Genomic DNA, 26,998 nt, shown 5'->3' with positions numbered 1-26,998 from the left:
ACGCCCCTTTCACAGACCATTTGGAAGCACGACCATTTTGGTTTCGGTCATCTCCTCGATGGCGAAACGCGGACCTTCTCTTCCAAGGCCACTTCGTTTAATCCCGCCATAAGGCCAATGATCCAATCTAAAATTCGATGTCCCATTGATGACAACCCCGCCAGTTTCAAGCTCTTTTGCTGCGTGTAATGCCACATCCAGCTGATTCGTAAAGATCCCTGCCTGCAAACCATATCGGCTATCATTTGCTTCTTTAATTGCCTCCTCCAGCTCCTCATAAGGGAGAATGCTGACAACTGGGCCGAACACTTCCTCACAGACGACCTTGGCCTGTTTCGGAGGGTTTAGCAAAATAGCCGGTGTGATGCTCGCTCCGTTTCTTTTCCCCCCGCATAAAAGCTGGGCACCCATGCTCTCTGCTTCTTGTATCCATGCCTCAACACGCTTTGCCGCCTTTACATCAACCATACAGCCGATATCACTCTCACTGGACAGCGGATCTCCAACAACAAGCTGCTCTACTTTTTGTTTTAATACCTCAGTAAACGACGGCATCATTTCCTGGTGGACATAAATTCTTTGAACAGAAATACAGCTTTGACCGGAATTACTAAAGCCTGTTTTGGCACACATGGATGCGGCTTGTTCAATATCTGCATCGTGATGAACAATCGTCGCGCCATTCCCTCCGAGTTCGAGCAGTACCTTTTTTAATCCCGCAGAGGTTGTAATATGTTCGCCTCCGGCAGCCCCGCCGGTAAAAGAGATGAGATTCGTTCTTTCATCAGTGACTAACTGTTTCCCGGCGTCGACCCCGCCAATCACAAGCTGTAAACCAGCCTGAGGAAATCCTGCTTCGAGAAGGAGTTTGACAAATGCTGTGGCAACAGCTGATGTTTGCGGCGCGGGCTTCAAAATGATGACATTCCCTCCCGCAAAGGCCGGACCGACTTTGTGACAAATTAAGTTGAGCGGTGCATTAAAAGGGGTAATCGCCAGCACAACTCCGACTGGTACTTTAAATGTCATGGCCATTGCTCCCTGTCCGCGCGATGATACATTGCCAGGAATGGTCTCACCTATTAATCGATTCGCTTCTTCCGCCGACTGAGCCAGCGTCTCGATTGATCGCGAGACTTCATCTCTTGTATTTTTAAGCGGTTTGCCTAATTCTAGCGAAATCAGTTTTGCAAAATGGTCTTTTTGTTCTTCAAGCAAGGTGGCTGCTTTTGTTAGAAGCTTTGAGCGTTCGATTGCCGATATTCCCGCTATTTGTTTTTTAGCACGCTGCGCACTAGAAAGTGCCTGTTCTATGTCTTCTGATGAGGCAAGATAGGATGTTCCGATCCTTTCTCCTGAGTAAGGATTGATGATATCTGTTTTCACACGACCTGTATCCAGCCACTCGCCGTTTATATATGACAACGCTTTTAAACCACTCAAATTTTTTCTCCCTCCTTCAAGTGCCGCGTTCCATGTCCTGCATAACGAACCAATCTTTCTTCATTCGGACAAGGTCCTTTCACGAGGGCTCCTTTTGTCAGCTCCTCATATGCATGCGCCACGATGCCCATTCCTCTGGATAAGGAAAAAATGCCTTTTGCTGCTTCTGCTGGGATGTTTAATTCACATTGGATGGCAGCAGATACACCATCTATATTCATCGTGATTTTCTTCCCTTTCAGTTGTTCAAGCTCATGTCTAATCGCTTCGGCTAACCGTAAATATGTGCCGCTGATCAGACCTTGCTGGACATATGTGTGACTCAGCTCATATAGACGTCTCACCCTCGGATCATCATCATGAAGCTGATGGCCGATTCCCGGGATTTTTTCCTTGCGATTTAACCATGTTTGACACACTTGCTTTGCCGCAGCCTGTATATCCTTTTGATCATCATAGATCGCTTTAGCCTCGTATAACATACGCATGGCCTTCTCTCCGGCTCCACCATGAATGTCACCTAATAGATTCACCCCTGTTGCAACAGAGGAATTAAACGAAATGCCGCAAGTCACCGCCATTCTAGCTGCTGCAATAGATGGCGCTCTTGGTCCATGGTCCGCACCTGCGACAAGAACACTTTCAAAAAGAGCTGCTTTTGAATCATCCAATAATTCACCAACAAGCAGTAAATAGAGCATTTGTGGATACGACAATTCACCAATCAGTTCTTCAATCGGATACCCTCGTAGTTCAATTGAATTTTTTTGAATATGACTAATCTCAGTCTCCCACCAAGCTCCTCCCTCTTTGTAAATTTCCAGTGCACTTCGATTTTTCATTGTGTCAATCATTCCTTTAGCTTCTTATTTAGAGGTGAATCACCCTTTTATTCCATCCAGTGGAATCTAATTTCACTTTTCGGAATGTGGTTTCATTGTAAGCGCATTCTTTTCGTTCGTCAATTATTTTTTCTGAAAATACTGTCAACAGAAATGAAATTAAGTGAATCGAACTAATTATGTTTGCTATTATTGTTCAAAAAAATCAATATTTAGTTAAATGGACTTAAGTAGATCGTTCTACTAATTTAATGAATTTTTGGTTATTTTGTCAAACCCACTTGAAATTCGACATAAAAAACCTCTCCATCTTCTGGAGAGGTTTCTTTTTTATTTCCACCAGTCATCAAACATGGAAGCGGGTACTTGGCGTTTATGCTCTGATTGAACATAGCGCTTTTCAATCGCTTCTGCTGCTTGATCTGACACTGGTTTTCCTTCTAAGTAATCATCAATTTCATTGTACGTAATGCCGAGTTCTGTTTCATCCGTTTGCTGAGGTTTGTCATCCAGCAGATCGGCTGTTGGTTTCTTTAAATACAGGCGTTCCGGTGCTTCTAGTGCTTCGAGTAGCGCCCGTCCTTGGCGTTTTGTCAAACCTGTGAGCGGAAGAACATCTGCACCGCCATCACCGTACTTCGTGAAGAAGCCGGTTACTGCTTCAGCTGCATGATCTGTACCGATGACAAGCAATCCTTCCTCACCACCGACGGCATATTGCGCGATCATTCTCATGCGAGCTTTGACATTTCCTTTATTAAAGTCAGACAATGGGCCGCCAGTTTCCTTTTGATATTGATCACTGAATGCTGACACGGCAGGTGCAATATCATATTTCCACGACTTGTCTGGCTGAATAAATGATAGGGCGAGCTGTGCATCATCTTCATCCTGCTGCACACCATGCGGAAGGCGTACCGCAATAAAGACCGCATCCTCTTTTCCTTCTTGACGAAGCTCACTGACAGCAAGCTGTGCAAGACGTCCGGCAAGCGTTGAATCCTGCCCACCGCTAATACCGAGAACAAATCCTTTTGCACCGGTTTTTTTCAAGTACTCTTTTAGAAATCCAACCCGTTTTTCGATCTCCTGCTTTGGGTCAATTGAGGGCTGCACATGCAACTCTTGGCTGATCTTTTTCTGCAAACTCATACACTTTTCCTCCTAAGCATCCTCTACATGAAGAGAACAGGTTTTACTCACAATTCATTGATTTAACAACGTTTTTTGAATCTTCATTATACCATGTTTTCATCAAGAACATTTTGTTAGACGTTCCCCTATTTCTTAGATGATCAAACATTCACAAGTGAAAAAGACCATGTCTTTATGGACTGGTCCTTTTCTTTTTTAATCAATTTCTACCCGTATAGATGTACAGCTTGATCCATTACACTTCCCAATATCAGCAGGACATGCAGACACGGCCACAATGAGATCCATTTCAGCCCGCAGGCGAATGTAGTCACCGGGCAGCGATTTTGGCAGCTCGACAGACAACTTTCCTTTTTCATCAATGACTGTATTCATAAAGGCATTAAAAGGATGGTACATATCCTCCTTTGGAATTCCAAAGGGCTCAAAGGCCGTCCGCAAATTGTCGTAGCATGTATGCATGACCTCTAAGTGCGTCCGGCCGTATAAAAGCTGATACATCTCTTGCCGGCAGGCGGGCATGTATAAATCATGGCATTCTACTGTATCTTCAATGATCGTAAACATCGGTTTATATAAATTAGAATAAAGCTTATCGCCTTTTTTCACTTTAGACGAGAACAAACTGTCCATCGTCGCACCTTGGTCAAATTTTTCATAAAAATCTTTTTCATGATAGGCCATCACATCTGCTACTTGCTGGCCTTCGACATCAACCACTCGCATACATTGGCCTTTTCCTAAACGAAAGCCGAGTCTACCCTTTGGTAAAATGACGTGTTCTCCGTTCATCACATGCACTCCTTTCCATGACAGTATGCCCAAAATGTCCCCTTGATCATGTATAAAAAAAAGAGGCGGTCACAAGCTAAAGTCATTGAAACAGAAAGGTGTTGCACTTGCATTGAAAGAAGAACAATCTTTATCTTGGTGGCAGCTTTCTCTCATCGGAGTCGGCTGTACAATTGGCACTGGTTTCTTCCTTGGTTCCAGCATCGCCATTACAAAATCCGGTTATTCCGTCTGCATTTCTTTTTTGCTTGCTGCGGTCGGAACGTATCTCGTCTTTAAACATTTAGCTGCGATGACAGCCGATCATCCTGATAAAGGGTCGTTTTGTTCCTATGCTCGTAAAGCATACGGACGCTGGGCAGGGTTTAGCAATGGCTGGGTGTATTGGTTTGCAGAAATGCTGATTACAGGAAGTCAGTTAACCGCCATTTCTCTATTTACCCGCCACTGGTTTCCTTCTGTTCCGCTTTGGGTGTTTTCTGCGATTTATTCCGCTCTTGCCCTGCTCGTGATTATCATTGGGCTTTCTTCTTTTCAAAAGACAGAAAATGTTCTTGCGGTACTGAAAACAGCGGCGATTTTTCTGTTTATGATTCTTGCGGTGCTTGTGTTATTCGGCATTTTGACAGAACATAAACCGACCCTGCATCTGCCTAACAAGGATCACGAATGGATGCCTCTTGGTCCGCTTGGTCTTTGGAATGGATTGATTTACGCATTTTATGCATTTGGGGGAATTGAAGTCATGGGGCTGATGGCGGTTCATTTAAAGGACCCGAAGGATGCGGCAAAGGCTGGACGTGTCATGCTGATCATTCTAGCAGTCATCTATATCGTCTCGATCGGACTTGCTCTCTTGCTTGTCCCAGTGACAGCCTTTAATGAGAACAGCAGTCCATTTATTACTTCATTAGAGCCGTTTCATTTATCGATCTTTCTTCATATCTTTAATGGCATTTTCATTATTGCTGGTTTTTCGACATTGGTTGCCTCTCTCTATGCGGTCACAACGCTGCTCGGCACAATGTCAGAGCATCAGGATGCACCTGCTTGCTTTAAACAAAAAGATCCATCGCATGTGAGATGGTCTTCGATTATCTTAACTGCTGCTGGCTTAATTGTCTCGATTTTGCTTGCACTCTTTTTGTCCAAACACATCTACGAGCATCTCACAACAGCAGCCGGTCTTACCCTGCTGTACACATGGATTTTTATTCTGTTCTCAAGTAAAAAGCTATCCAAGCCATCCACCCGCCAAACGTGCGAAATGATTCTTGCGCTGCTTTTAATTGGAGCCGCTGTATCAGGCACATTAACAGAGGCAAGTGGACGACCTGGCTTTTTTATCAGCCTTGGGATCATTGCAGTGATTGCCATCATGGTGCTATTTATGAGGAAAAAGTGGAAGCAGGATCAGACCGCATCATAATTTCATCATGTTTTTTAATGCAGTAAATGGACATTTGGCGGAGGCTGGTTTCTCCGCCTCTTCATCTGGGAGAAAGTATTGCTTCCATTCATGATTGGTCGGATCACCGTACCATTTTAATGATGGATGAACACTGACCCCATCATATGCTTTGAGCCGCTTGCGAACGAGCTGGCTCATTTTTTGTCCAAACTTGGTCGATCCATTCAACTTCTCAAACACCCATCTAGGCTGAAATGCCATCAAGAGATAAGGGAAGTGGCGGCTTTTTCTGAGTTTGTGAGCAGGTGTGGAACACAAAATAAAATACGCTTCACCATGGAAGCAATACTCCCATTCATGATGATGAGTATCTAGCGGAATCTCCTCAGGCCATGGTTCTTCATCTTTATGATGCAGCCGTTGAAGCAGCGACCAAAACTGCTGCTCAAACTCTTCAAGCGAACTTTCCCTTAAATCCTGCGGTGTTTCAAAAAAACAGATAAATGAAGCATATTGACCGGTTTCTTTCGCACAGCCTTGATATTCTCTCAGCAGCTGCGCTAATTCATCCACCGCTTTCTCTTCCCTCGGGTCACCAACAAACCCATAGCGTAAATGATCGAGAAAAAATCCCTGTCTTCCGGGTACACAAGGGAATGTATCGGCTTCATCTCCTACCATCTCGCCAAATTGTGTGAAAGCATCCTGCTTCCATTCTTCTAGTGATCGTAGATTTTGATCAAGGCAACTTTTTGCATACAGCTGGGCCATTTCCTTACACCTCGTTTTAGCGTCTTCTCCATAGCCTATGAGGTGCAAATGGCTGTGGTGACTGTCCTTCCACGACTTCCTAGCGTATGACAAGATGGGTTTCCTATGATCAGACTAGTGAAAGTTAATAGAGAGCCTTTCATCATACCTACGATGGATTCTTCATCAAAAAGACGGAATCCATCACCCAATAAATAAGGGCTGCGCAGAAGCTAAACAAATAGACTTTATAGCTGATGAACACAACAAGCCCATAATCAATCCATAAAGCCAAAGCCGAACAAACCACCCATGCCGCAATAAAATAAATCAATAAGTCACGGTTTCGAAACCTCTTAGGATGCCGGTGTAAAACAAGCTGAATCGGTGCAGCAAAAATGACATAAGCGAGCAAAATGAACAGACTGGTCATCTCCACATAACTCAAGCCCACTTCAGGCGGCATGAATAAAAACGTATAAACGAATGTTGCTGTGATGACTGATAAAATCAACATACACACATAGTTGAATACTGGCAAAAACAGTCGCATAGCAGAAGCTCCTTCAATCCATTTTCTATTCCATCATTATTCAAGAATGTGTTATGTCTGTCAATCCTTACAAAAAAACAGACTGAATGTGTCAGTCTGTTTTTCTACCCAATCAACGCCATAATCCCTTGATACCCAAAATAGGCACCGAAACCAAGTAACGATAGACCTGCAAGAACGGATAAGCCATGTAAAACACGTTCACTTAAATAACGCCTAAACGAACTAGCAAGCAGCGCCATACTGAAATCCCAGATCAGCATGCCGATAAAAATAGCCATACTGTACATGAGCATTTGGGAAGCTCCATACTTTTCGATCGTATTGGCTAAGATGCTGCCATAGATGCCAAGCCAAAACAAAATACTGAGCGGATTAGATAGAGAAATGAAAAATCCGGTCATGAACGATTTGCCAATTGATGTGTTTTCGCTGTCCTTTTTCGGACTCTCCTGCAAATTGATTTTACGCAGACTTTCAATGCCGGTATAGGTCAAAACGAAAAAGCCGAACAGCCACAAAAAGGTTTTTACAAGAGGTGCAGTCAAAAGCTGGGCGACACCAAAATAGATGAGAAGCATATAGACAATATCCGCAGCCATAGCCCCCACACCAAAAATCCACGCATGCCAAAATCCACTTTTAATCCCTCTGTCGATTTGGGCTGCATTGACTGGTCCAACAGGCGCTGAAAGTGACAACCCTAAAAAGATATAACCAAAAAACACCGCCACATAGACGTCCTCCTTTTGATGCTGACTTGTACATGTTATTCAAACTTTCTGCGTTTTAGTACAAGTCCTTTGTCATCATTTCAGGTGGAGGCTTAGCGGTCTGCTTTCAGTGCTGACTGCTGCGCATATACCGTTTCTTTTTTCTTAAAACGATTCATTTGAATCGCAGCTGCAAACAGAAGAACAGCTAAGAAAGCAAATACAAAGACGGCACTAGCCGCTCCTGCCCATTCCAGACTAAATCCAATCAAAAAGGACAAGCAGGCTCCGCCTAAGCTCGCGGCTGCAATAAAATAACTTGTCGCCTCATCGATGGCATTTTCAATCATTAAGGCAGACGCTGTCAGTGCGATTGGGAACATGCCAGCTGCGCAAAGGCCGATGAAAAAGATGAGAATCAGCTGCGCGGTAATGTGGGTTGTCAGAGCGAATATCATAAGCAGCAAAATCATCAGTGATGCACTTAGCTTTAAAAAACGCAGCGGATGCAGCTGATCAGCTTTTCTCGCGATCACGGTTCTGCCGATGACGATCGCTGTCCAGAAAGTAGAGACCGCAAAGAGTCCCCAATTTTCTCCCCCTTTTTCCAGCATGATCGACGGCAAAAAATTCGCAAAGTTCGTTTCAATCCCTGCGTAGAAAAAGGCAAAGCAAATCATGATCACCACAATCATTCGATTATTTCGATCAACAAGTAAAGACGGTTTCCGCGTCCCCCCTGTGGAGGGAGCATCCATCTGTCCATGAGGCAGTTTGTTCATAAAAACCAGCCAGAGCATGAGGAAAAATGTCAGCGCACCCACCTGAAATAAAAACACATACTGCCATGTCTGTTCTGTGACAGTCAGCAGAATCACTAGCGGAAATAACAGCGCACCTAATCCAAAAAAGACTTCCATAATACTGATTCGCTTTGCACTATTAGCCATCGAAATGACATACGCACCGGCTGTTGTCTCAAGACTGCCAGCGCCGCTCCCAAGAAAAAAACCTGCCAGCACAAGCGTTGTCCAGCCCGGCACCAATAGCCCCAGCAGAAGTGAGCCGATCATCAGCAAAAGACCCATCGTCAGCACAGCGCCATAGCCTTTTTTTCTCACTAAAATGGGGGATAACAGAACACCTGTCAAAAAACCAATAAACTGAAAAAAAATTAAAGATGATAATTCCCCTGGGCCCTTATCGTAACTAGACAGTAAATAAGGTGTTAAACTGCCAAAAAATACATGAATGGTCCCAATAAAAAAATAAAAGACACAGCCAAAATAAAATACCTTTTTCATCTTTTCACTTCCTCTAAAAAGGAGCGGAGTCATGATATCCTCCGCTCCACCTCTTTAATATGCCTGGGCAGAGACGACTGCCTCTTCCCTTTCAAAGCATGTATTGAGCGCAGTCTGAGCGCGATAACCATCTTCAAAATCAGCGACCTTCATATGAGATGGGTATGGATCAGTATTCACCCAATGCATCAGCTGATCGCGGAATGTATCGGACCATCCGTAAAATTCATTTGGCGGATCTGTCAGCAAAGTTTGCGGCATTTGATGACGCTCCACACACAATCCATCACTGATCTCATATTCGTTTTTCATGTTCGTATGGTATTTGAATACCTTGTCATGACCAACGACTTCTACACTAAATCCACATTCCTCAGGCTGCGTGCTTTTGGATGTGACCAAGTGAAAGAACACTTGATTCTCCATCTGACCGAAAATTTCGGTATGATCATCCACCTGCACCTTTTTCTCTTCTTTTTCCTTTACATGTGTCAGCATCTTGGTATTAAGTGATTCTTTCTTCATGTCACTGCCAAATAAGTACCACAGCATATCAATTAAATGAATACCAAGATCCCCTAATGCACCGCTCGTGCGCAGACTCTCACCGCCGTCTCTCCATGAAAATGTCTTTCTTCTGAGGGCACTGTTTTTCTTAAAATGAGTCCTGACGGTCAAAATGCGGCCTAATTCACCATTGGCAATCAAGTTCTTCAAAATATTCACAAAGGATAAGTAACGATAGTTAAAGCCCATACTGGCTTGAACCTGGAACTGTTTGGCTGTCTCCACCATTTCCTTCGCTTCCTTCAGCGACACAGCCATCGGCTTTTCACATAAAATGGGCTGTCCTGCTCTTAGTGCCTGAAGGGCATGGTCTTTGTGACAAAAATTAGGGGAGGCAATGATCAACCCATCAGATGCATCTGCTAGTGTTTCAATACTTGAATACACACGTCCGCCGTACTGTTTAATGAATCCCTGTGCAACTGACTCGTGCAAATCATAGACACCGGATAACTCTGCACCTTTGATCGTTGATAATGCTCTTGCATGTGCTTTTGCAATATTCCCTGCTCCAACAATTCCAATTTTCTTCATGAATGTGCCTCCTCATGTTTATACATCACTGTTTTCAGTGTTTCATAGATTCCTTTTGCATACCCATGATGACAAATTTGGTGATGGTGCCGTTTGGCTTCGGCTGTCGCATTTTGGACAAGGAAACCATGTGTGACGGATTGAAGCATCCGCAAATCGTTGCCACTATCACCAAAGGCAAAGCCTTGATCTTTCGATAAATCATATTGGTTCAGCATAAAACGGACAATTTCATCCTTCCCTGTTCCGACTGGTAAAAAATCGACATCATAGCAATCCTCAGGATCTCCTGCAAGCGGGTTGCATTTGTTGATATTGACCGCCACGCCTCGCTCTTTAGCCAGTGTTTGGATAAATGATAGATGATGAAGATCTGTCCGTTCATCCTGCTCCTGATAATAGAAATTCTTCTTATACCCTGAGCTGCCCAGCTGCGTTTGCGGCCTAAGGGAAATTCCCTTTTCTCGGATGGTTTCCAGGATGTCTTCGATTTTTTCATCTGAAAAGCCCTGCGCATCCAGCCGCTTCATCCACTCTGCATCTGGCTGTCCAAAATGGGCATCCGACGTATATACAATCTCAGTTCCTAAGTTCGACGCAATGAAATGCGGGAATTGATGAAACCCGCCTTTTTCCATTTTGCTCGTGACAGAATCGAGACTGCTTCCCGTCACCCAGCCCAGCAAGAGCTGTCCCGCTTCACTCTTTTCTGCCACAAAGGCTTCCAGCCGCTTTACATCCTCTCTCTGCTCATCGGTCATTCCGTGAGAATAATAGGTTTCATCAAAATCACAGAAGACGATCCACTTCGGATTTTCCGGCTGATTCAGTAGCTTTTTATTGAATGGAAGACTTGATAACATGATGAACCCCCTCGATGACCTTCTCCTGATCTTGCAGCGGCATACCTGGATACAGCGGCAAGTGAAGTAATTGCTGTGCTGCTTTTTCCGTGTGTGGAAGTGTCGTACGTTTATACTTTTGAGAAACAAGATTTGTTTGATGCTGATGCGATAGAATCGGGTAATAAACATCTGTTTCTATGCCCATTTCCAGCAATTTCGCTGCAAGCTCATCTCGTTCTCCCTTCAGCACTCTAATCGGGAATAGGTGCCAGACATGATCATCTGTCAGCTTCGGAAGCTTCATGTATCCTTCGTCCTCAAGCGTTTGCAGCTGGTCAATGTATCGCTTGGCTAAGTAAAAACGTTTAAAGTTTTGCAATCCTAAATACTTCATTCGTTCGAGTCCGATCGCTGCCTGCAAATTATCAATTTTGGAATTAAAGCCGTAGTCACTGCGTTTGACATTTTTCTTTCCAGCTTCAAAGCCGTGATAGCTGATCTCCATGCATTTTTCCGCTAGGGCCTCATCATTTGTAGCGATGGCTCCTGCCTTTCCGCAGACCCCAAGGTTTTTGTATGGATTAAAGCTGAGAACAAGTCCATCTCCATAAGCGCCAAGGCCGCTGCTGCCAATCGCTTGACAGCCGTCTTCAATGATTTTCAGCCCATGCTGTTTCGCAATCGCCGAAATCTCCTTCATATCCGCTTGCTTTCCATATAAATGAACTGGTAGAATGCATACCGTTTTATCTGTGATATGCTTCTCTATTTCACTCGGTGAGAGGCAGTAGGTTTCAGGATCGATATCGGCATAAACCGGAACAGCCCCAATGGCAAGCACTGCATTTTCTGTTGCAGCAAAGCTATTGGCCGGCAAAATCACCTCGTCTCCTGGATGGACGCCTGCTGATATGAGACTGATCATCAATGCATCTGTTCCACTTGACGTGGCAATGACATATTTTTTCCCTAAGTACTCAGCAATCGCCTTTTCAAACGTCGGAATATATGGCCCTGAAGTAAAACGGCCAGAGCTCAATACTTCCTTCAGCACCAGCATAATATCATCGATTTCATCTTCTGAAATCAGTTTGTCAACTGGCAGAAACGGTATCTTTTTTTCCTTATTTTGTTTATAATGGAAGAGAATTTTTTCCAAACCTGTGCGCTCTATATCTTGCTCAAGGAACGTCACCAGCTTTTCATTTGCTAGATGCTTTTCAACTGAATCGGCCTTTACTTGAACACCTTGATTGATCATATCCAGCAAAGGAAGATAATCCTTGCTTTTACCTGATATCTTCGTCAATATTTGCATTCCATTCCCTCCAATTAATCAATTCCTTTTGTTAATATTTAACTTGTTTCACATTGTAAATGATGTTATCGATTTCAGAACAATAACTTTGTGTAAAGGATTTGTTAATATGTGTACAATTTATGAAATTGCCAAACGCTGCGGGGTTTCAACCACCACCGTTTCCAGAGTGCTAAACCATCACCCATATGTGTCAGAAGAAAAGCGGCAGCTCATTTTACAGGTGATGAAAGAAATGGAATATACACCGAGTTCAGCAGCCCGCACACTAAGGTCACATCAGACAAAAACCATTGCTGTGTCTGTTCCAGCTGTGGATCATCCTTTTTTTGCACAATTGATTAAAGGCATTTCAAAAGAAGCCCTTGATCAAGGATATAAAGCCATCGTGCTTCAGACGTTTTATCAAGAAGCATTGGAGCTTGAAGGGCTTCAATTATTAAAAAGAAAAGAAGTAGATGGGGTCATATTGGGGGCATTAGAAAATCAGTGGGAAAAGATCGAGCCATTTTTAACAAACGGCCCCATTGTCATGGCTAATGAATATCATCAAACAGCAAACATCCCGATTATTGGTTACGATGAACGGGAAGCCGCCTATAAAGCCGTTGACTACTTGATTCGGTCGGGGCGAAAATCGATTGGGTTTTGCTTTGATACAGAAAGCAGTGAAGCGCAGAAACAAAGAAAACAGGGCTATCTTGATGCACTCTCTGCTCACGGTTTGCCGCTGCAAGACGATTGGCTGTTTGGAGAGGCCTTTACCATTGAAGACGGCTTTCGCTTAATGGATGTCATCCATCACATGAAGAAAGCGCCTGATGCCATTTTCACCGGCAATGATCAAGTCGCAGCTGGGCTCATTAAACAGGCCATTTCATATGGCTATCAAATCCCCAAGGATCTAGCGGTCATCGGCTATGACAACCAAGACATATGTGAGGTGACAGCTCCAACGATCACCACAATTGACATACCGATCGTAGAGCTTGGCCAGCGGTCTGTACAGCAAATGATCGCACTCCTGCAAGACCAAAAACCATTACAGCGCGAACATATCCAGCTGCCCACCCGGCTCGTGACAAGAGAATCTACATAAAGAAAAAGACTGAGAGAAATCTCAGTCCTTCAAATTGTTGACAAAGGGCTAAAATGATGTTGATTTTAGCCCTTTGTCTTCTTTTCAGCGTGATAGAAAACCTTTGCAGCCCTAGGAAGGACGAGCACCGGAGCGCAGACCTGACACCGAATGCGAGGGTTTGTCTACACGCTAAAAGACTGAGAGAAATCTCAGTCTTTTTTATACCTATCTATTAACCTATACAAATTGAGCGAGAATGAATGTCCATATACATACAATACCGAGCAGGATGAAGCTGTACTTCACGGTCTTTTTGAAGAGCTCAGATTCTTTCCCTGTTTCTCCAACAGCTGCTGTAGCGATAGCGATTGATTGGGGAGAAATTAATTTCGCCATCACACCACCGGTCGTATTCGCCCCAATTAACAAACCTGCCTGTGAGCCGATTTGAGAAGCAGTGACCGCTTGAAGGTTACCGAATAAGGCGTTGTTACTCACGACAGACCCCGTAATAAACACACCGATCCAGCCAAGCACTGGGCTGACAAGGGGGAACAGATCGCCTGTTTTGGCAAGAGCAAGTCCAATCGCTGAACTTAGTCCAGCAAAGTTGGCAAGGTTGGCAAAGCCCATGACAAAACAAATAGTGAGAACAGGAACCCAAAGCTCTTTCACCGCTGCTTTTAAACAGACAGCGCCTTCTGTTAATGTAATATGTCTGCTAAACAGCCCTGTCAGCATGACCGCAATCAGAATGGCGGTCCCCGTTGCACTGATGACATCAATTTTAAAGATCGCATCAATAGGTGTTTCCGGTTGTGCAATTGGTGGTAATTTCACAATTTGCTGATGTAAAAATGGCATTTTCACTAAAATGGTCGTCCAGTTAAGCGGACCTCCTACAGCAAACAATGCTTTAAATGCTGGCAGACTCCATACCGTAATAACAGCAGTTAAAATATAGAACGGAGACCATGCTTTCAGTATTTCAACGCCGCGATACGTTTGTTTCTGTTCAATATCTGGCGCTCCTTCTTCACGATAAATGTGTTTTGGCTGCCATTTCCGAAGAAATAAAGCCAAAACTCCCATACTTGCCAAGGCAGAAATAATATTGGCAAGCTCAGGTCCCATCGTCACCATTGTGACAGCTTGCAAAATGGCATAGGTTCCACTCACAACAAGTAAGGCTGGCAGAGTTTCTTTGATTCCTTTGAATCCATCTACAATCAGAATGAGGAGGAACGGAATACAGAATGAAATAAACGGGATCGTATATACAAGAGTTTGAGATAACGCAAGCGGCGTCATATTGCCCATTTGCGCCCCTGTAATCACTGGAATGCCCACAGCACCAAATGCACCAGACGCAGCATTGGCAATTAAGCAGAGCATCGCAGCTTTCAGCGGTTTAAACCCAAGCTCTGTTAAGAGAGCGGCACTGATCGCAATCGGTACACCAAACCCAGCAGCTCCCTCTAAAAATGCGTTAAAACTAAAACCAATTAATAAGAGCTGAAGACGTTGATCTTGAGAGATTCCTGCAATACTAGATCGAATGACATCGAACTTACCAGATTTCACAGCAATTTTATAGAGCCATACCGCCATGATGACGATATATCCAATCGGCCACAGCCCATTAGATATACCGAGCAGCACAGCAGATAATGCCTTTTCAACCGGCATATGAAAGAAGAAAACAGCTGTTACAAAACTGACGATTAAGGTAAAACAAGCGGCTAAAACACCTTTTAGCTTAAAAACGGTTAATGCAAGAAGGAAAAACAAGATTGGGAGCATTGCCACCAATGCACTGACGAATTCATTACCAAACGGATCATATATTTGCTGCCACATAGTGATTCATCCTTTTCTGCTCAGATAGGTTGCTTTTGATTGATTAAAAATGAGGAGCCAAAATCTCTTTTAACACATTTACACTGTGTGCAAATTTTTCTTTCTCCGTGTCGTTCAATGCAAGCTCCATTACTTCTGTCGCGCCATTTCGATTCACAAGGGCAGGTACACCAATGTAGACATCTTCTGCTCCGTACTCTCCATCTAAGTAAGTGCTGACAGTTAAAATGCTGTTTTCATTGTGCAGGATCGCTCTTGTAATGCGGGCTAAACTCATTGCTACGCCGTAATAAGTGGCGCCTTTTTTCTCAATGATTTGGTAAGCGGCATGACGGACATTTTCCATGATTTCATCTAAGTCTTCTTGTTTGTATTGATCATTTCTCTTCATTAATTCTGTAATCGGTACACTTCCAATATTTGCATGACTCCAAACAGCAAGCTCTGTATCTCCATGCTCTCCAATGATGTACGCATGCACGTTGTGTGCCGCTGCGTCAAAGTACTCACTGAGCATGTATCTAAATCTTGCCGTATCAAGCGTCGTACCACTGCCAATCACTCGTTCTTTTGGAAGACCACTGAATTTCCAAGTCGCATATGTCAAAATATCGACTGGGTTTGTGGCCACTAAGAAAATGCCATCAAATCCACTTTTCATTACGTTTTCTACAATGCCTTTAAATATATTTAAATTTTTCTCAACAAGGGCAAGTCTTGTTTCACCTGGCTTTTGGTTTGCACCAGCACAGATACAGACGATATCTGCATCCTTACAATCCTCATAATCTCCATACCATGTATTCACAGGATGCGGGGCAAATGCTTTTCCGTGGTTTAAATCCATCACGTCACCCATTGCTTTGTCTTGATTCAAATCGATGACAACCAATTCATCTGTGATTGCTTGATTTATTAATGTAAAGGCATAACTGCTGCCGACGAAACCTGCTCCAATAAGGGCTACTTTGTTTACTTTTTCGTTTGTCATTTATCTCATCCTCCTGAGTAAAACTAGGCTGTTTTCCTTATGTGAAGTATTTCACATTCTTATTGTGCAACATTTCACAAACTTTTGCAAGGGGGCTGCTCAAAAAAAATATGTAGCGAATTTGTGAACACATTTATTGTGCTTTCAAAGCGCTGGCTCCATACATATTTCCACAAGAAAAAAGCTGCCAAACGCTCGTCGGCAGCTTCCTACATATTTAATAAGGTCCCCAGTTGATCATGACCCCGATACAAATAAACACAAGACCGATGACAAACCAAATGAGGGCAAGCGGCACCATAAAACGCAGCCACTTTACATAAGGAATACCACTTGCAGCAAGCACAGCCATCAACACACCGGAAGTCGGATTGATACAGTTGACCACCCCTTCACCAAGCATTACCGCTTCTACAGCTACCTGTCTTGTGATACCCATTAAATCAGCGAGCGGCGCAAGAATTGGGATAAAGACAACGGCTTCTCCTGATCCTGATGAAATCAAAAAGTGAAGAAGCGCACTCGCAATATACATCCCGATCGCACCAACGATTGGACTAAAGCCTGTCAGCATACTCGCCAAGCCGTTGACCACTGTATCAAGCAGCTTCCCGTTTTCTAAAATGACCGAAATACAGCGTGCCATCCCAACAATAAGTGCGCCGTATACAAGGCTTTGGCACCCGATAATAAACGTTTTCGCAATATCATTGGCCGCTAAACCGCCGAGCAGTCCAGCAGCGATAGCCATAAAAATGAACACACCGGCCATTTCCTTATCGGTCCAGCCAAGCTGAAGTGCGCCATATAAGAAACCCCCAAGTGACAATCCGCACACTGCTAAAATCAGCTTATGTCTGCCAGTAAATGCAGGCTTGTCCACAGATTCCGCATCGGCACCGCCAAGTCCCTTAGCAGGAAACCATTGATCGCCAAGAATGCTTCCCTTTTCTTTATTCTTCAGACGTCTTGTATATAAATAGATGTACACAATACTAGAAATAAGAAAACAAAGATAAATAATGACACGCAGGCCAATGCCGGAAAAGATCGGCAGCTCTGCAATCGTTTGTGATAAACCTAATGGAGATGGAGATAAAATCGTTGCGTTAAATCCTGCATAACAGCCGATGTATATGACAGCCGCTCCTGCTACAGCATCCCATTTCAAGGATCGTGCTACAATGATGCCGATTGGAATAAACCCAATGACAGAGTTCACGACAATTCCGGTCGTTCCAAGGACTGAAAATAATCCCCCAACAATACAAATAAACAATAATTGCTTCGTTTGAAACCGGCTGATGACATGGTGAATCATCCCGTTAATAGCACCTGTCTTCTCCAGAATGGCAATGGTTCCGCCCGTAAATAGAATCAGAAAAATAATAGAAGAGGACCCTACCATTCCTTCTTGTATCGCTGTGAAAAAGCCAACTGGACTCACTGGTGATTGATCAATGCGGTGATAGCTGCCAGGAACAGCTGTTGTGATCTCCCCAGATGTCTTTCGGTCAAACTCACCCGCTGGTACAAAATACGTTGCGATTGTACAAATCAGTGCAATCATAAATAAGAGAACATACGCATCCGGCATTTGAAGTTTTCGTTTTTGTTTCTCTGGTGCTGATACTGTCGCTGTTTTCATGTGTCAAAACCCCTTTGTCCCGATCGGAATTTCACTTAATTTTCAGAATAATCAAATGATGTGTTATATTATAAACACTGTTGATATTTAAGAGCAATATTATTTCATTAAAATAATGTTTTGGCAGATTATCTGTCAGCAAGGAGGCTTCTCATGACAACTTTGACAAACGAAATGAAACAAACCGTGACAGACATCTTTGAACACTTGCATGCCCACCCGGAAATCAGCTGGGAAGAAACAGAAACGACCGCTTATATTGAAGATATATTGAAAAAATTGGGCTGCAAAACTCAAACATTTGACGACTGTACAGGGGTGATCGGTGAAATTGGAGAAGGCGCACCAGTGGTCGCTGTGAGAGCTGATATTGATGCACTTTGGCAGGAAGTAGATGGTGAGTTTCAAGCCAATCATTCATGTGGCCACGATGCACACATGACAATGGCTCTTGGCACCTTCATGGCATTAAAGGAAAAAGAACGCCCGAACGGCACGATCCGTTTCATCTTTCAGCCTGCTGAGGAAAGAGGCGGCGGTGCGCTGAAAATGATTGAAAAAGGTGTACTCGCAGATGTCGAATACTTATATGGCGTACATGTGCGCCCAATTCAAGAAACATTAAACGGACGCTGCGCTCCTGCTATTTTGCACGGATCAAGTAATCATTACGTCGGCACCATTATTGGCGAGGAAGCGCACGGGGCACGTCCACATCTTGGCGTCAACGTCATAGAAGTGGCTTCAACCCTCGTGCAGAGACTCGCGCATATCCATGTCGATCCAAGAGTCGCGCATTCTGTCAAAATGACCAATTTACATGCTGGCGGGGGCAGCTCAAACATCATTCCAGGCAAAGCTTCTTTTACATTAGATGTACGGGCGCAAACAAACGAAGTGATGGATGAACTAGAAAAAGAAATTGAAAGAGCGGTTCATTCTGTAGCGGATGCCTTTGGCTCTTCCATTACACTTTCAACAGACCATCGTCTGCCTGCCGCCACCTTAAATGAAGAAGCTGTCCAGATCATGTCTCATGCAATTGAACAGGTTTTAGGAAAAGAGCAGCTTGATCCCCCGATCGTCACAACAGGTGGAGAGGACTTTCACTTTTATGCAGCAAAGCTTCCGCATATCAAATCCACGATGCTCGGTTTAGGCTGTGATTTAAAGCCCGGTCTTCATCATCCGTATATGACCTTCGACCGCTCTGCTATCTTTACTGGCATTGAGATTTTGACTGAGGCTGTCTATCAAACACTCCAGCAGCATTCATCATAAAAATAAAAAAGCCACCCGCCTTCTCTACATGGCGGGTGGTCTGCTTTATTATGCATTCAGATCTGTCATAGCTGGAACATTGATTTCTTTCACGCAAGATACCCTTGATAAATGAATCACACATCTCGCAAGCTCCACAATATCCTGGACAGGGATTCTCGTTTCATCATATAGAGTGATGGCCTTTTCGGCTCCATCCTCATACGGAACCTCCGCAGCCAGCTCTCCTGGATTGATACAGGTGACGGATATTTTATCTTTCCTCACATGCTCTCTCAGTGCATTCACAATTCCGCGCAGGCCAAATTTAGATGCAACAAACGAGACCTGCGGCAGGTTTGTATGATCGAGTCCGGCCGTTGAGCCAATCACGATGATTTTCCCATTCTCTGATTTCCTTACGTGCGGAAGCAGTGCCTGGATGTATGTAATGGTTGAGGTGACATTTACATTGATTAAATGTGCAATATCCTCTGGCTGATCGTGATCAAAGGAATAATCGTCTTCAAAGCCTCGTTTTTCCCATAAACCGACGTTATAGATGAGTACATCAATCGTCTTGTTCTCAAGTGCTTCAAGCATATAAGGGATATGCGTTTGGCTTGATAAGTCGATTTTCAGCCAAATTCTATGTACACCGTCATCTATGTTCAAACTGCTTGGTTCACTTCGCGACACAATCCAAACTGTATCTCCACTTGAAGGAAGACCCTTTACAAAAGCATCTCCTAATCCTTGACTTGCACCGAATATGATATAGTTTTTACTCATAGCTCCTCCTTCTATGGCACACATACTGAAAGCGTTTTATACCTATATCATACAGATTCTAAGAGACCGGCGCCCCTTTTATGCTCGTCTTCACTTATTGATTGGCGCGGCTACTGGATTTCCTTTAATTCGACTGGTAATGCACGTGCCTCTATAAAGCTTATGACCATTTCTGTAAAAAGTTCTTTCTTTTCAAAAGTAAATGTATGCCCAATACCGGGAACAACGACGCCTGTTGCCTTCGGATGTGAATTCGTTATTTTTTTTGCTGACCGTTTCATAATTCCTTTTTCTTTTTCTCCCACCGTGACAAGAATGCGTGCCTTCGCTTGCTGAAACGTGTCTGGGAGCTTGTAATGGAGGTTTTCTTGAAACATCGTAAGAAGGGTTTTCTTTTGCAGATGTTTCGATTCCGCCGCATAATGATGCAGTACATGTTGCGGGAGCCCCATCTTTTCGGCTTGGAGCTGGATAAACCAGTCTTTCTTTAATAATGGATACGTCAGTGGCAAGAGGGGTCTCACCATGAAATGGAGCCATGGCAAAGGCATCACAAGGGCGCTATTGATGACGGCTATGTCTACGATATCTGGCTCTCTTGATAACACATCAACGGCAATCTGCGCACCTAAAGAAAATCCAATCAGAATCACTTGACGGCCATTCGCATTTTCCTTGATCCATGAGATGACTTCACGGGTGCTTTCATTCATTGAAAATATCTGTTCTTTTGCTCTTGTCCCGTGTCCAATGAGATCAGGGGCAAAGCATTCATACGTGTCCTTCAATATTTCAACCTGCTCCTGCCACATCCAGCTGCTTACTCCTCCACCATGCAAAAAAATCATGATTGACTTATCCATCGCCCGACAACTCCATCCTTCTATATAAGAAAAAAGCAGCCGCTTTTTGAGCAGACTGCTTTTTCAACATGCTCCCTTCTATTATAAGGGAATCACTATATCATTGACTATTTTTTCAAATCCTCAATGGAGTTTACGTTCTTCATATATGTCGGGACAACTAGCCCCATTCGAAGACCTTTCATACTTGTACCAAGGTCATCATATTTTCCTTTAAACTTCGCTGCATACGTTTTATGCGTATTTGGCAGCCAAGCAGATAATGATGCATCCGCACTTCCGGTTGCAATTGCTGTCCACATCGGACCTGCTTCAACCTGAGTCAAAGTTACTTTAAAGCCGAGTTCACGCAATACTTCTGCTGCAACATTGGTACTTGCAATCTCACTATCCCATGCAACGTAAGCAAGATTGACTTTTCCACCATTCGACTTTTTCACGCCTTTTGTCCATTTCGCTACTTGGTCTTTATGTTTTTTCACATATTTTATGGCGGCATCCTTTGGTTTCACACCATCTTGGATATCCATCATGACTTCACCCATGTCATCTTGAGACCATTTAAACTGACTAAGCATTTTAGCTGCTTCCGGCTGATCCTTCGCAAAGCCTTTACGTGAAATCGTATGAATTTCTTCCGCTTCACCGTAAGATTTTTTTGGATCATCTAAATATTTTAAATCATAGCGGGAAAACATCCAGTGTGGATTCCAGCCAGTGATAATGATTGGCTTTTTACGGTCGTAAGATTTTTTGAGCGTTGCCGTCATGGCTGCACTTGATGCAGACACAACCGTCCAATCCTCTAAGCCATAATCCTTTTTGGCCTGATCGGTTAGGGCCATAATACCTGAACCCGGATCAATCCCAATAATCGTTTTATTGACCTGCTGTGCTGCACTTGCATTTGAATCCAATTGTGCACCACAAGCGGCTAGTAAAAAGACGAGCAGGGCGGTCATCCCAATGTAGAGAGACTTTTTCCACATTAAGCATTCCCCCTGGTTTTTTTCGTTTTAATGTTTTGTGTAATACGGTCAAGTGTAATCGCCACAATAACAATGGCAATACCTGCTTCAAAACCAATACCTGTTTTCAGCTGCGTTACCGCACTATATACTTCTGAACCAAGTCCTGGTGCACCTACCATTGCCGCAATCACGACCATGGATAGAGCCAGCATGATACTTTGGTTAATACCAGCTAAGATGGTTTTTGTTGCAAGTGGAAGCTGAACTTTGAATAAACGCTGGAATGTCGTTGAACCAAATGCTTCGGTAGCTTCAATTAAATCAGCCGGTACTTGTTTAATACCGAGAATGGTCATACGAATCGTTGGCGGCATGGAGAAAATAACCGATGCCACAACCCCAGGAACAACCCCAATATTAAAGAAGAAGATCGCTGGTAATAGATAAACGAATGCAGGCATTGTCTGCATTAAATCTAAAATAGGTGTCACAATTTTACGCACAGTTTCCTTCTGTGATGCCCAAATACCGATCGGAACCCCGATCACAATGGAAATGACCACAGCGGTCAAAACGAGTGCAAGTGTTTGAAGCATTGGATGCCAGTAGCCTAAATAGTCGATCAGTAAAAATCCAATAAGTGTGAAAAGAGCAACTCCTCTTGTACTGATCCACCAAGCAATACCGGCAAAGATAAGGGTTAAAATAATGGATGGAATGACGCCAAGTGCTGCTACAATCCCATTTACTGTTCCTGCTAATCCATTTGTGATGCCATCAAAGAAACCACCAAACGTTAATGTTAACCAGTCAACAAATTGATCGATATATTCCGCAAACGGAATTCTAGGTAAATCACTCATACTAAACATCTTATTCTACCTCCTGTGCAGAAGGCTCTTGTGCTTTAATTTCCTCTAGCTTGTTAGAAGACATGTTGATATACTCATCATTTCCTGATAATGCACCAATCAATGCACCTCTGACCACAATGCCCTTCATTCTGTTTTTCTCATCAACAACTGCAATTGGAATGTTTGCCGCATCAGACACTGCATCAAAGATTTCTGTTAAATACGTTGATTCCAACACTGTCGTAAATTCTTTATCGAGAACCGTTTCAAGTGACGCTCCCGTTTCTGCTGCCTTTTTCGCTGCTTGGGCAGAAATGACACCTAATAAATGCTTTTTCTTATCTACTGCATAGATAGACGAAATCCCTAAGTTTTTCATGAGCGTAAGCGCAACACGTGCCCCTTTATCGATCTGAACTGTTTCTGCACGTTTCATAATATGACCAGCGGTTAATACTTTAGAAAGGTCAACATCTTCAACGAAGCGTTCAACATATTCATTCGATGGGTTCATCAGAATTTCTTCTGGTGTTCCAATTTGAACGATATTTCCGTCCTTCATGAGTACAATGCGGTCACCAATACGAAGCGCCTCATCTAAATCATGGGTAATGAAAATGATCGTTTTTCCTACAGATGTATGAAGCTCAAGCAATTCATCCTGCATATCTTTACGAATTAATGGATCTAGTGCGCTGAATGCTTCATCCATTAATAAAATGTCAGGGTCATTTGCTAACGCACGTGCCAATCCAACACGCTGCTGCATACCACCACTTAATTGATTTGGATATTGCTCTTCAAAGCCTTCAAGTCCAACAAGCTTTAAAGATTCAAGCGCTTTTGGTCTGCGCTCTTCTTTATCGACACCTTGCAATTCAAGACCATACTCAGTGTTCTCAAGAATTGTACGGTGCGGGAACAATGCGAAGTTTTGGAAAACCATGCTGATCTTTTTGCGTCTGACTTCACGCAATTGATCCTTTGACATATTTGTTATCATATCCCCATCAATATATATTTCACCGGAGGTTGGTTCGATTAACCTGTTTAGCATCCGCACAAGTGTGGACTTTCCGCTCCCTGATAGCCCCATGATGACAAATATCTCGCCGTCATATACATCAAAATTTGCTCGATTGACACCAACAGTTGCGCCGGTCTCTTTTAGGATTTCTCTTTTTGTTTTCCCTTTTTCAAGCATTTGAGATGCTTTTTTAGCATTTTTACCGAAAATTTTAGATACATTATTTATCTTGATTTTGATATTTCTCTCTTCAGAATTCATATTTTCCCTCCAAATTAGCATCTTTATAACCGTAACATAAGCGTTATGATGCGAACAATCTTTAGAATTCGCTTATTTCCCCACAATATGTATGAATTCCATATAGAGGTCTGGTCATTAGAGTTTATACGCCGTATTACTCGTAAATCCTATAGAATGCTTCATAAACTACATATTTTACGGGGTATTTCCTCTCATCAGACAATATTTTACTGGAAATTCCTAATTGTGCTAAAAAATAAGTCGAATCCTCGTCATAGCGGTTTTTTGAATCATGGGCGAACCATTCCCCTGAACAGGATTTACCCGAAAATGGTCACATAAAAACCTTTTTTCTCAAATTTTATTTAAATTCATAAAAAAACTGCCTGAAACTTTAGTTACAGACAGCTTGTTTTTTTAGGACTCTAGGGCAGCCCGCTTAATATTATCTTGAAGCTCAAGCATACGTTTTGTTCCATCTTCGCGTAATCGCTTGTTCTCTTCTTCAATCTGTTTCGTCTCTTTCATCCCTTGTACAATTGTATTAAAGGAAGATTCGATCGTTTCAATATCGATGCTTGGACGGCCAGATAATTTAGCAATCTCCACACTTTGACTTGAAATGTTTTCAGCATTTCGTTTCAGCATTTCATTTGTTCTTCTATCCAGCTCACTCATAGAATCAGCCACAAGCTTTTGTCTCTTCGCTGTAACAGCTTGAATGATCCCATTTTTGAAAATTGGAATCGTGATGATGAAGGCAGAGTTGATTTTACCGATTAATTTCGTATTCCCGCGCTGAAGCAAACGGATTTGCGGTGCCGTTTGAAGCGCCACCATTCGTGCCATATCAAGGTCATACACACGCTCTTCAAGCGCTTGAATGCCATTACGAAGCGTATCAAGCTCCATTTGTGCCAGCTGGTTTCCACTAGCTGCTTTTTCTTCATATGAAGGAACCAATTGCTTTAATTCTTCGATTTTCATTTGACCGGCTACGACATACTTTTCTAGCTCCAAATAGTATTGAATGTTATGCTCATACATTTCTTCAAGCGTCACAGTCGATTTGGTCATTTCATCTTTATATTTACTAATTTCCACATTAATTTTTTCAATTTCTGCACCGAGCGTTTGATATTTACTGAAAATCTTTTCGATCATACTGCCGCCGCGCTTAAAGATTTTTGACAACAAACCACCCTTCGGTTCGTCAAAATCATTTTTATCAAAGCGATCCATAATCTTACCAAGCTGCGTCAGCATTGTTCCTGAGTCAGTGACGCTTGTTGAACGCATCATTGAAAGGATACGGTCAGAGAACTTAGAGATTTCAACGGCCGGCTGTTTTCCGTATTCAAGCAGTTCCAGCTGATTTTTCGCATCTATTTGTCTCGCAATATTTTGCACTTCTGGTTCATTGCGAAGCTGAACGCGAATATCGTCTGCCTTCTCAATCGTGATTTCCTCTTTATCAATTGAAATGATGTCATTTCCGTTTGTATTTGTCATAAGCTTTGATCTCCTTATCGGTTTTTAATGGATTGAAATAACTTTCTAACGATGGACGGCTCTTTAAACTCCTGGTTCATGACCATCTCATCAAGCCAATGGGTATCAAATAATTGGTCATCGATATACCGTTCGATACACTGATATCCCGCCGGATGATATACGAAAAGATCCACACCCATTTCATTTAGGAAAATCAGGGCGGCCGCATCAGAACGAGTCAGCTCACCATTATATTCCGTATGGTATAAAATCACTTTCGGTACGGTTTGTGCGTAATCAAAGGTTTGAATCAGTTCAATGATATCCTGGCTTAAATGCAGAACCTGCTTGAATAAATAAATACGGACATCTAATTCGGTTTCATTGCCTTCTTTTAATAGCTTCGGATGCTGACAGATTCGAGATATCGCCTCTGCAATCGCACGCTGCGTACCCTCATATAGATGAGAAAACTGCCACACATTGCTTTTCATTAATAAGTCAGGATCAATCTCTCCAGTAGAAGAAAGTGCATGCTGATAATGAAATTGATAATTCGATGTCACTTCTTTCGTAAAAGGAAAATGGCGAATGGTCTTCGTCTCTTTCCCTTCCATTAACGTATGGATGCGATCCCAGTATTCACGCTTGTCTCGTGTGACACCCATCATTTTCGCAAAGAGATTTGGAATCTGTATCGTGTCCCGGTCTGCTTTGAAATTGGGGCGGATAAAGGATCGTTCCTTTGCGATTAAAAACAGCTCATCATACGTTGTCTTCAGCGTAATAGAATGAGGAGTATGATCTCTGAATTGCCACGGCTTATAGAGCATTGAATCTTCCGTGTGAAGCACCTCTTCAAGCTCTCTTGTCGAGCGGTACGCCACCGTTGATTTCCTCTCAGGCCTTTCAGTAGGGAACGGCTCAAGCTTTGAAGTCCCCGGGTACTGATCAATAAAAGTCAGCTTTTCTTCTGGATCTAATTCGCGGAACGAATCCTCGCCTTCTGGATGAAATAGCACAACATCACAGCCAATCAGCATGACATAGTAAAGAAAATAAAGCTGACTTTTATTCGCCTCTCCATACCAAATGACAGCCGGCATTTTTTCTTCGATATTGACTTCCTTCAGCCATGGACCTAGATGGTTATTTGAAAACTTCACGACATCCAGCAGAACCCGGCGGAAATCAGGATGCTGAAATCCACCTTCATGCATCTGCTTGAAATGCTCAAACACCTTGATCAATGAAAGACGAATATGCCGGTTCATTACAGGGTTTGGATGGCGTACAATCAGCTGTTCACCATCTAAAAAAGCCACAAAGCGATTCACGGACAATCCCTTTTCTTCTTGGTTAATCAAATGAATGCGCTGCAGCGCTTGAAAATGCTCTGGCTCAATATGACGATTGAGCGTTTCACTTAAAATATGCATGCCGTCTGTTTCGTATAATTCATGTAAATAAATAAAATAATCGGTTGCATCATGCGGAGTTCCAAGGACCCGGGCGGCGAGACGCGGCAAGGACAACGTATGCTCGTCCTTTACATAACCGTCTCTTTCAGGGAGCGGCTTTTTCAGCACGTTTTTCCAGGCTTCCTGCTCCGCCCGTGTATGGGTGACATTGATTTCTTTATAACTCACGCCGCTCCTTCCTTTCTCCTATATTTTCTCGAAAGCTA

At 43.1% G+C, this 26,998-nt stretch carries 24 protein-coding genes; 3 read left to right on the top strand and 21 right to left on the bottom strand.

The window, feature by feature from the left end:
* Window positions 1-9: 9 nt before the first annotated feature.
* The 4 genes from AWT60_RS02685 to AWT60_RS02670 form a co-directional block, all read right to left on the bottom strand.
* Window positions 10-1,443: an aldehyde dehydrogenase family protein gene (locus tag AWT60_RS02685; RefSeq protein WP_218676877.1), complete on the bottom strand. Its 1,434-nt coding sequence runs from the start codon at window positions 1,441-1,443 to the stop codon at window positions 10-12.
* The gene (locus tag AWT60_RS02680) at window positions 1,440-2,297 is read right to left on the bottom strand and encodes a citryl-CoA lyase (protein ID WP_218676876.1); all 858 of its coding nucleotides are present in this window, start codon (window positions 2,295-2,297) and stop codon (window positions 1,440-1,442) included. Before AWT60_RS02680 ends, AWT60_RS02685 begins: the two co-directional genes overlap by 4 nt.
* A gap of 318 nt (window positions 2,298-2,615) precedes the next feature.
* Window positions 2,616-3,437, bottom strand: coding sequence for an ammonia-dependent NAD(+) synthetase (gene nadE, locus AWT60_RS02675; protein WP_024424335.1), 822 nt, complete (start codon window positions 3,435-3,437; stop codon window positions 2,616-2,618).
* Window positions 3,438-3,635: 198 nt separating this feature from the next.
* Window positions 3,636-4,232: a DUF1989 domain-containing protein gene (locus AWT60_RS02670; RefSeq protein ID WP_041088963.1), complete on the bottom strand. Its 597-nt coding sequence runs from the start codon at window positions 4,230-4,232 to the stop codon at window positions 3,636-3,638.
* Between the two features lie 112 nt (window positions 4,233-4,344).
* Between AWT60_RS02670 and AWT60_RS02665 the strand changes: the two genes are divergently transcribed.
* Entirely contained in the window at window positions 4,345-5,661 is a 1,317-nt protein-coding gene (locus AWT60_RS02665) for an amino acid permease (protein ID WP_265192563.1), read from the top strand.
* Here the strand turns inward: AWT60_RS02665 and AWT60_RS02660 are convergent.
* The 7 genes from AWT60_RS02660 to AWT60_RS02630 form a co-directional block, all read right to left on the bottom strand.
* The gene (locus tag AWT60_RS02660; RefSeq protein WP_218676875.1) at window positions 5,656-6,414 is read right to left on the bottom strand and encodes a YqcI/YcgG family protein; all 759 of its coding nucleotides are present in this window, start codon (window positions 6,412-6,414) and stop codon (window positions 5,656-5,658) included. The two genes, AWT60_RS02665 and AWT60_RS02660, sit on opposite strands and share 6 nt — an antisense overlap.
* Before the next feature lie 148 nt (window positions 6,415-6,562).
* On the bottom strand, window positions 6,563-6,946 hold the full coding sequence (locus AWT60_RS02655) for a UPF0715 family protein (RefSeq protein ID WP_218676874.1): 384 nt from the start codon (window positions 6,944-6,946) through the stop codon (window positions 6,563-6,565).
* Between the two features lie 104 nt (window positions 6,947-7,050).
* Window positions 7,051-7,680: a LysE family translocator gene (locus tag AWT60_RS02650; protein ID WP_024424337.1), complete on the bottom strand. Its 630-nt coding sequence runs from the start codon at window positions 7,678-7,680 to the stop codon at window positions 7,051-7,053.
* Between the two features lie 92 nt (window positions 7,681-7,772).
* Entirely contained in the window at window positions 7,773-8,963 is a 1,191-nt protein-coding gene (locus AWT60_RS02645; RefSeq protein WP_218676873.1) for an MFS transporter, read from the bottom strand.
* A gap of 54 nt (window positions 8,964-9,017) precedes the next feature.
* The gene (locus AWT60_RS02640) at window positions 9,018-10,064 is read right to left on the bottom strand and encodes a Gfo/Idh/MocA family protein (RefSeq protein WP_218676872.1); all 1,047 of its coding nucleotides are present in this window, start codon (window positions 10,062-10,064) and stop codon (window positions 9,018-9,020) included.
* Window positions 10,061-10,927, bottom strand: coding sequence for an HAD-IIB family hydrolase (locus AWT60_RS02635; protein ID WP_218676871.1), 867 nt, complete (start codon window positions 10,925-10,927; stop codon window positions 10,061-10,063). Before AWT60_RS02635 ends, AWT60_RS02640 begins: the two co-directional genes overlap by 4 nt.
* Window positions 10,902-12,227 (bottom strand): DegT/DnrJ/EryC1/StrS family aminotransferase, encoded by a 1,326-nt coding sequence (locus AWT60_RS02630; protein WP_218676870.1) that lies wholly within the window; start codon window positions 12,225-12,227, stop codon window positions 10,902-10,904. Before AWT60_RS02630 ends, AWT60_RS02635 begins: the two co-directional genes overlap by 26 nt.
* A gap of 109 nt (window positions 12,228-12,336) precedes the next feature.
* Here AWT60_RS02630 and AWT60_RS02625 point away from each other — a divergent pair, with 109 nt between their 5' ends.
* A complete protein-coding gene (locus AWT60_RS02625; protein WP_218676869.1) occupies window positions 12,337-13,326 on the top strand; it encodes a LacI family DNA-binding transcriptional regulator in 990 nt (329 codons plus the stop codon).
* A gap of 219 nt (window positions 13,327-13,545) precedes the next feature.
* Here AWT60_RS02625 and AWT60_RS02620 read toward each other — a convergent pair whose 3' ends face one another.
* The 3 genes from AWT60_RS02620 to AWT60_RS02610 all read right to left on the bottom strand — a co-directional run bounded on the left by AWT60_RS02620 (window position 13,546) and on the right by AWT60_RS02610 (window position 17,807).
* A complete protein-coding gene (locus tag AWT60_RS02620) occupies window positions 13,546-15,168 on the bottom strand; it encodes an L-lactate permease (protein WP_218676868.1) in 1,623 nt (540 codons plus the stop codon).
* 43 nt (window positions 15,169-15,211) lie between these two features.
* The gene (locus AWT60_RS02615) at window positions 15,212-16,159 is read right to left on the bottom strand and encodes an L-lactate dehydrogenase (protein ID WP_218676867.1); all 948 of its coding nucleotides are present in this window, start codon (window positions 16,157-16,159) and stop codon (window positions 15,212-15,214) included.
* A 217-nt stretch (window positions 16,160-16,376) separates the two neighbouring features.
* Complete coding sequence (locus AWT60_RS02610) at window positions 16,377-17,807, bottom strand: YfcC family protein (protein WP_025092785.1); 1,431 nt, start codon at window positions 17,805-17,807, stop codon at window positions 16,377-16,379.
* Between the two features lie 153 nt (window positions 17,808-17,960).
* On the opposite strand from AWT60_RS02610, the gene AWT60_RS02605 reads away from it, so the two are divergent.
* Window positions 17,961-19,088, top strand: coding sequence for a M20 peptidase aminoacylase family protein (locus tag AWT60_RS02605; RefSeq protein WP_218676866.1), 1,128 nt, complete (start codon window positions 17,961-17,963; stop codon window positions 19,086-19,088).
* Window positions 19,089-19,136: 48 nt separating this feature from the next.
* Here AWT60_RS02605 and AWT60_RS02600 read toward each other — a convergent pair whose 3' ends face one another.
* From AWT60_RS02600 to AWT60_RS02570, 7 genes are all read right to left on the bottom strand, one after another.
* On the bottom strand, window positions 19,137-19,859 hold the full coding sequence (locus AWT60_RS02600; RefSeq protein WP_142946501.1) for an SDR family NAD(P)-dependent oxidoreductase: 723 nt from the start codon (window positions 19,857-19,859) through the stop codon (window positions 19,137-19,139).
* Window positions 19,860-19,969: 110 nt separating this feature from the next.
* Window positions 19,970-20,722, bottom strand: a complete 753-nt coding sequence (locus AWT60_RS02595; protein WP_076840682.1) for an alpha/beta fold hydrolase — start codon at window positions 20,720-20,722, stop codon at window positions 19,970-19,972.
* Window positions 20,723-20,829: 107 nt separating this feature from the next.
* Window positions 20,830-21,711 carry a glycine betaine ABC transporter substrate-binding protein gene (locus AWT60_RS02590; protein ID WP_218676865.1) on the bottom strand — a complete coding sequence of 294 codons (882 nt, stop codon included), beginning with the start codon at window positions 21,709-21,711 and terminating at the stop codon, window positions 20,830-20,832.
* Window positions 21,711-22,556, bottom strand: coding sequence for a glycine/proline betaine ABC transporter permease subunit OpuAB (gene opuAB / locus AWT60_RS02585; protein ID WP_039182966.1), 846 nt, complete (start codon window positions 22,554-22,556; stop codon window positions 21,711-21,713). Before opuAB ends, AWT60_RS02590 begins: the two co-directional genes overlap by 1 nt.
* Window positions 22,557-22,566: 10 nt before the next feature.
* On the bottom strand, window positions 22,567-23,835 hold the full coding sequence (gene opuAA / locus AWT60_RS02580; protein ID WP_041106662.1) for a glycine/proline betaine ABC transporter ATP-binding protein OpuAA: 1,269 nt from the start codon (window positions 23,833-23,835) through the stop codon (window positions 22,567-22,569).
* Between the two features lie 399 nt (window positions 23,836-24,234).
* A complete protein-coding gene (locus tag AWT60_RS02575; protein ID WP_024427234.1) occupies window positions 24,235-25,329 on the bottom strand; it encodes a toxic anion resistance protein in 1,095 nt (364 codons plus the stop codon).
* Window positions 25,330-25,343: 14 nt separating this feature from the next.
* Window positions 25,344-26,960: a YceG family protein gene (locus AWT60_RS02570; RefSeq protein WP_218676864.1), complete on the bottom strand. Its 1,617-nt coding sequence runs from the start codon at window positions 26,958-26,960 to the stop codon at window positions 25,344-25,346.
* Between the last annotated feature and the right edge of the window lie 38 nt (window positions 26,961-26,998).

The sequence above is a fragment of the Bacillus sp. F2HM genome (assembly GCF_019266135.1).
Lineage (GTDB): Bacteria > Bacillota > Bacilli > Bacillales > Bacillaceae > Bacillus > Bacillus safensis.
The sequence above is the reverse complement of the archived record's forward strand: the minus strand, read 5'-3'. Positions and strand labels throughout refer to the sequence as shown.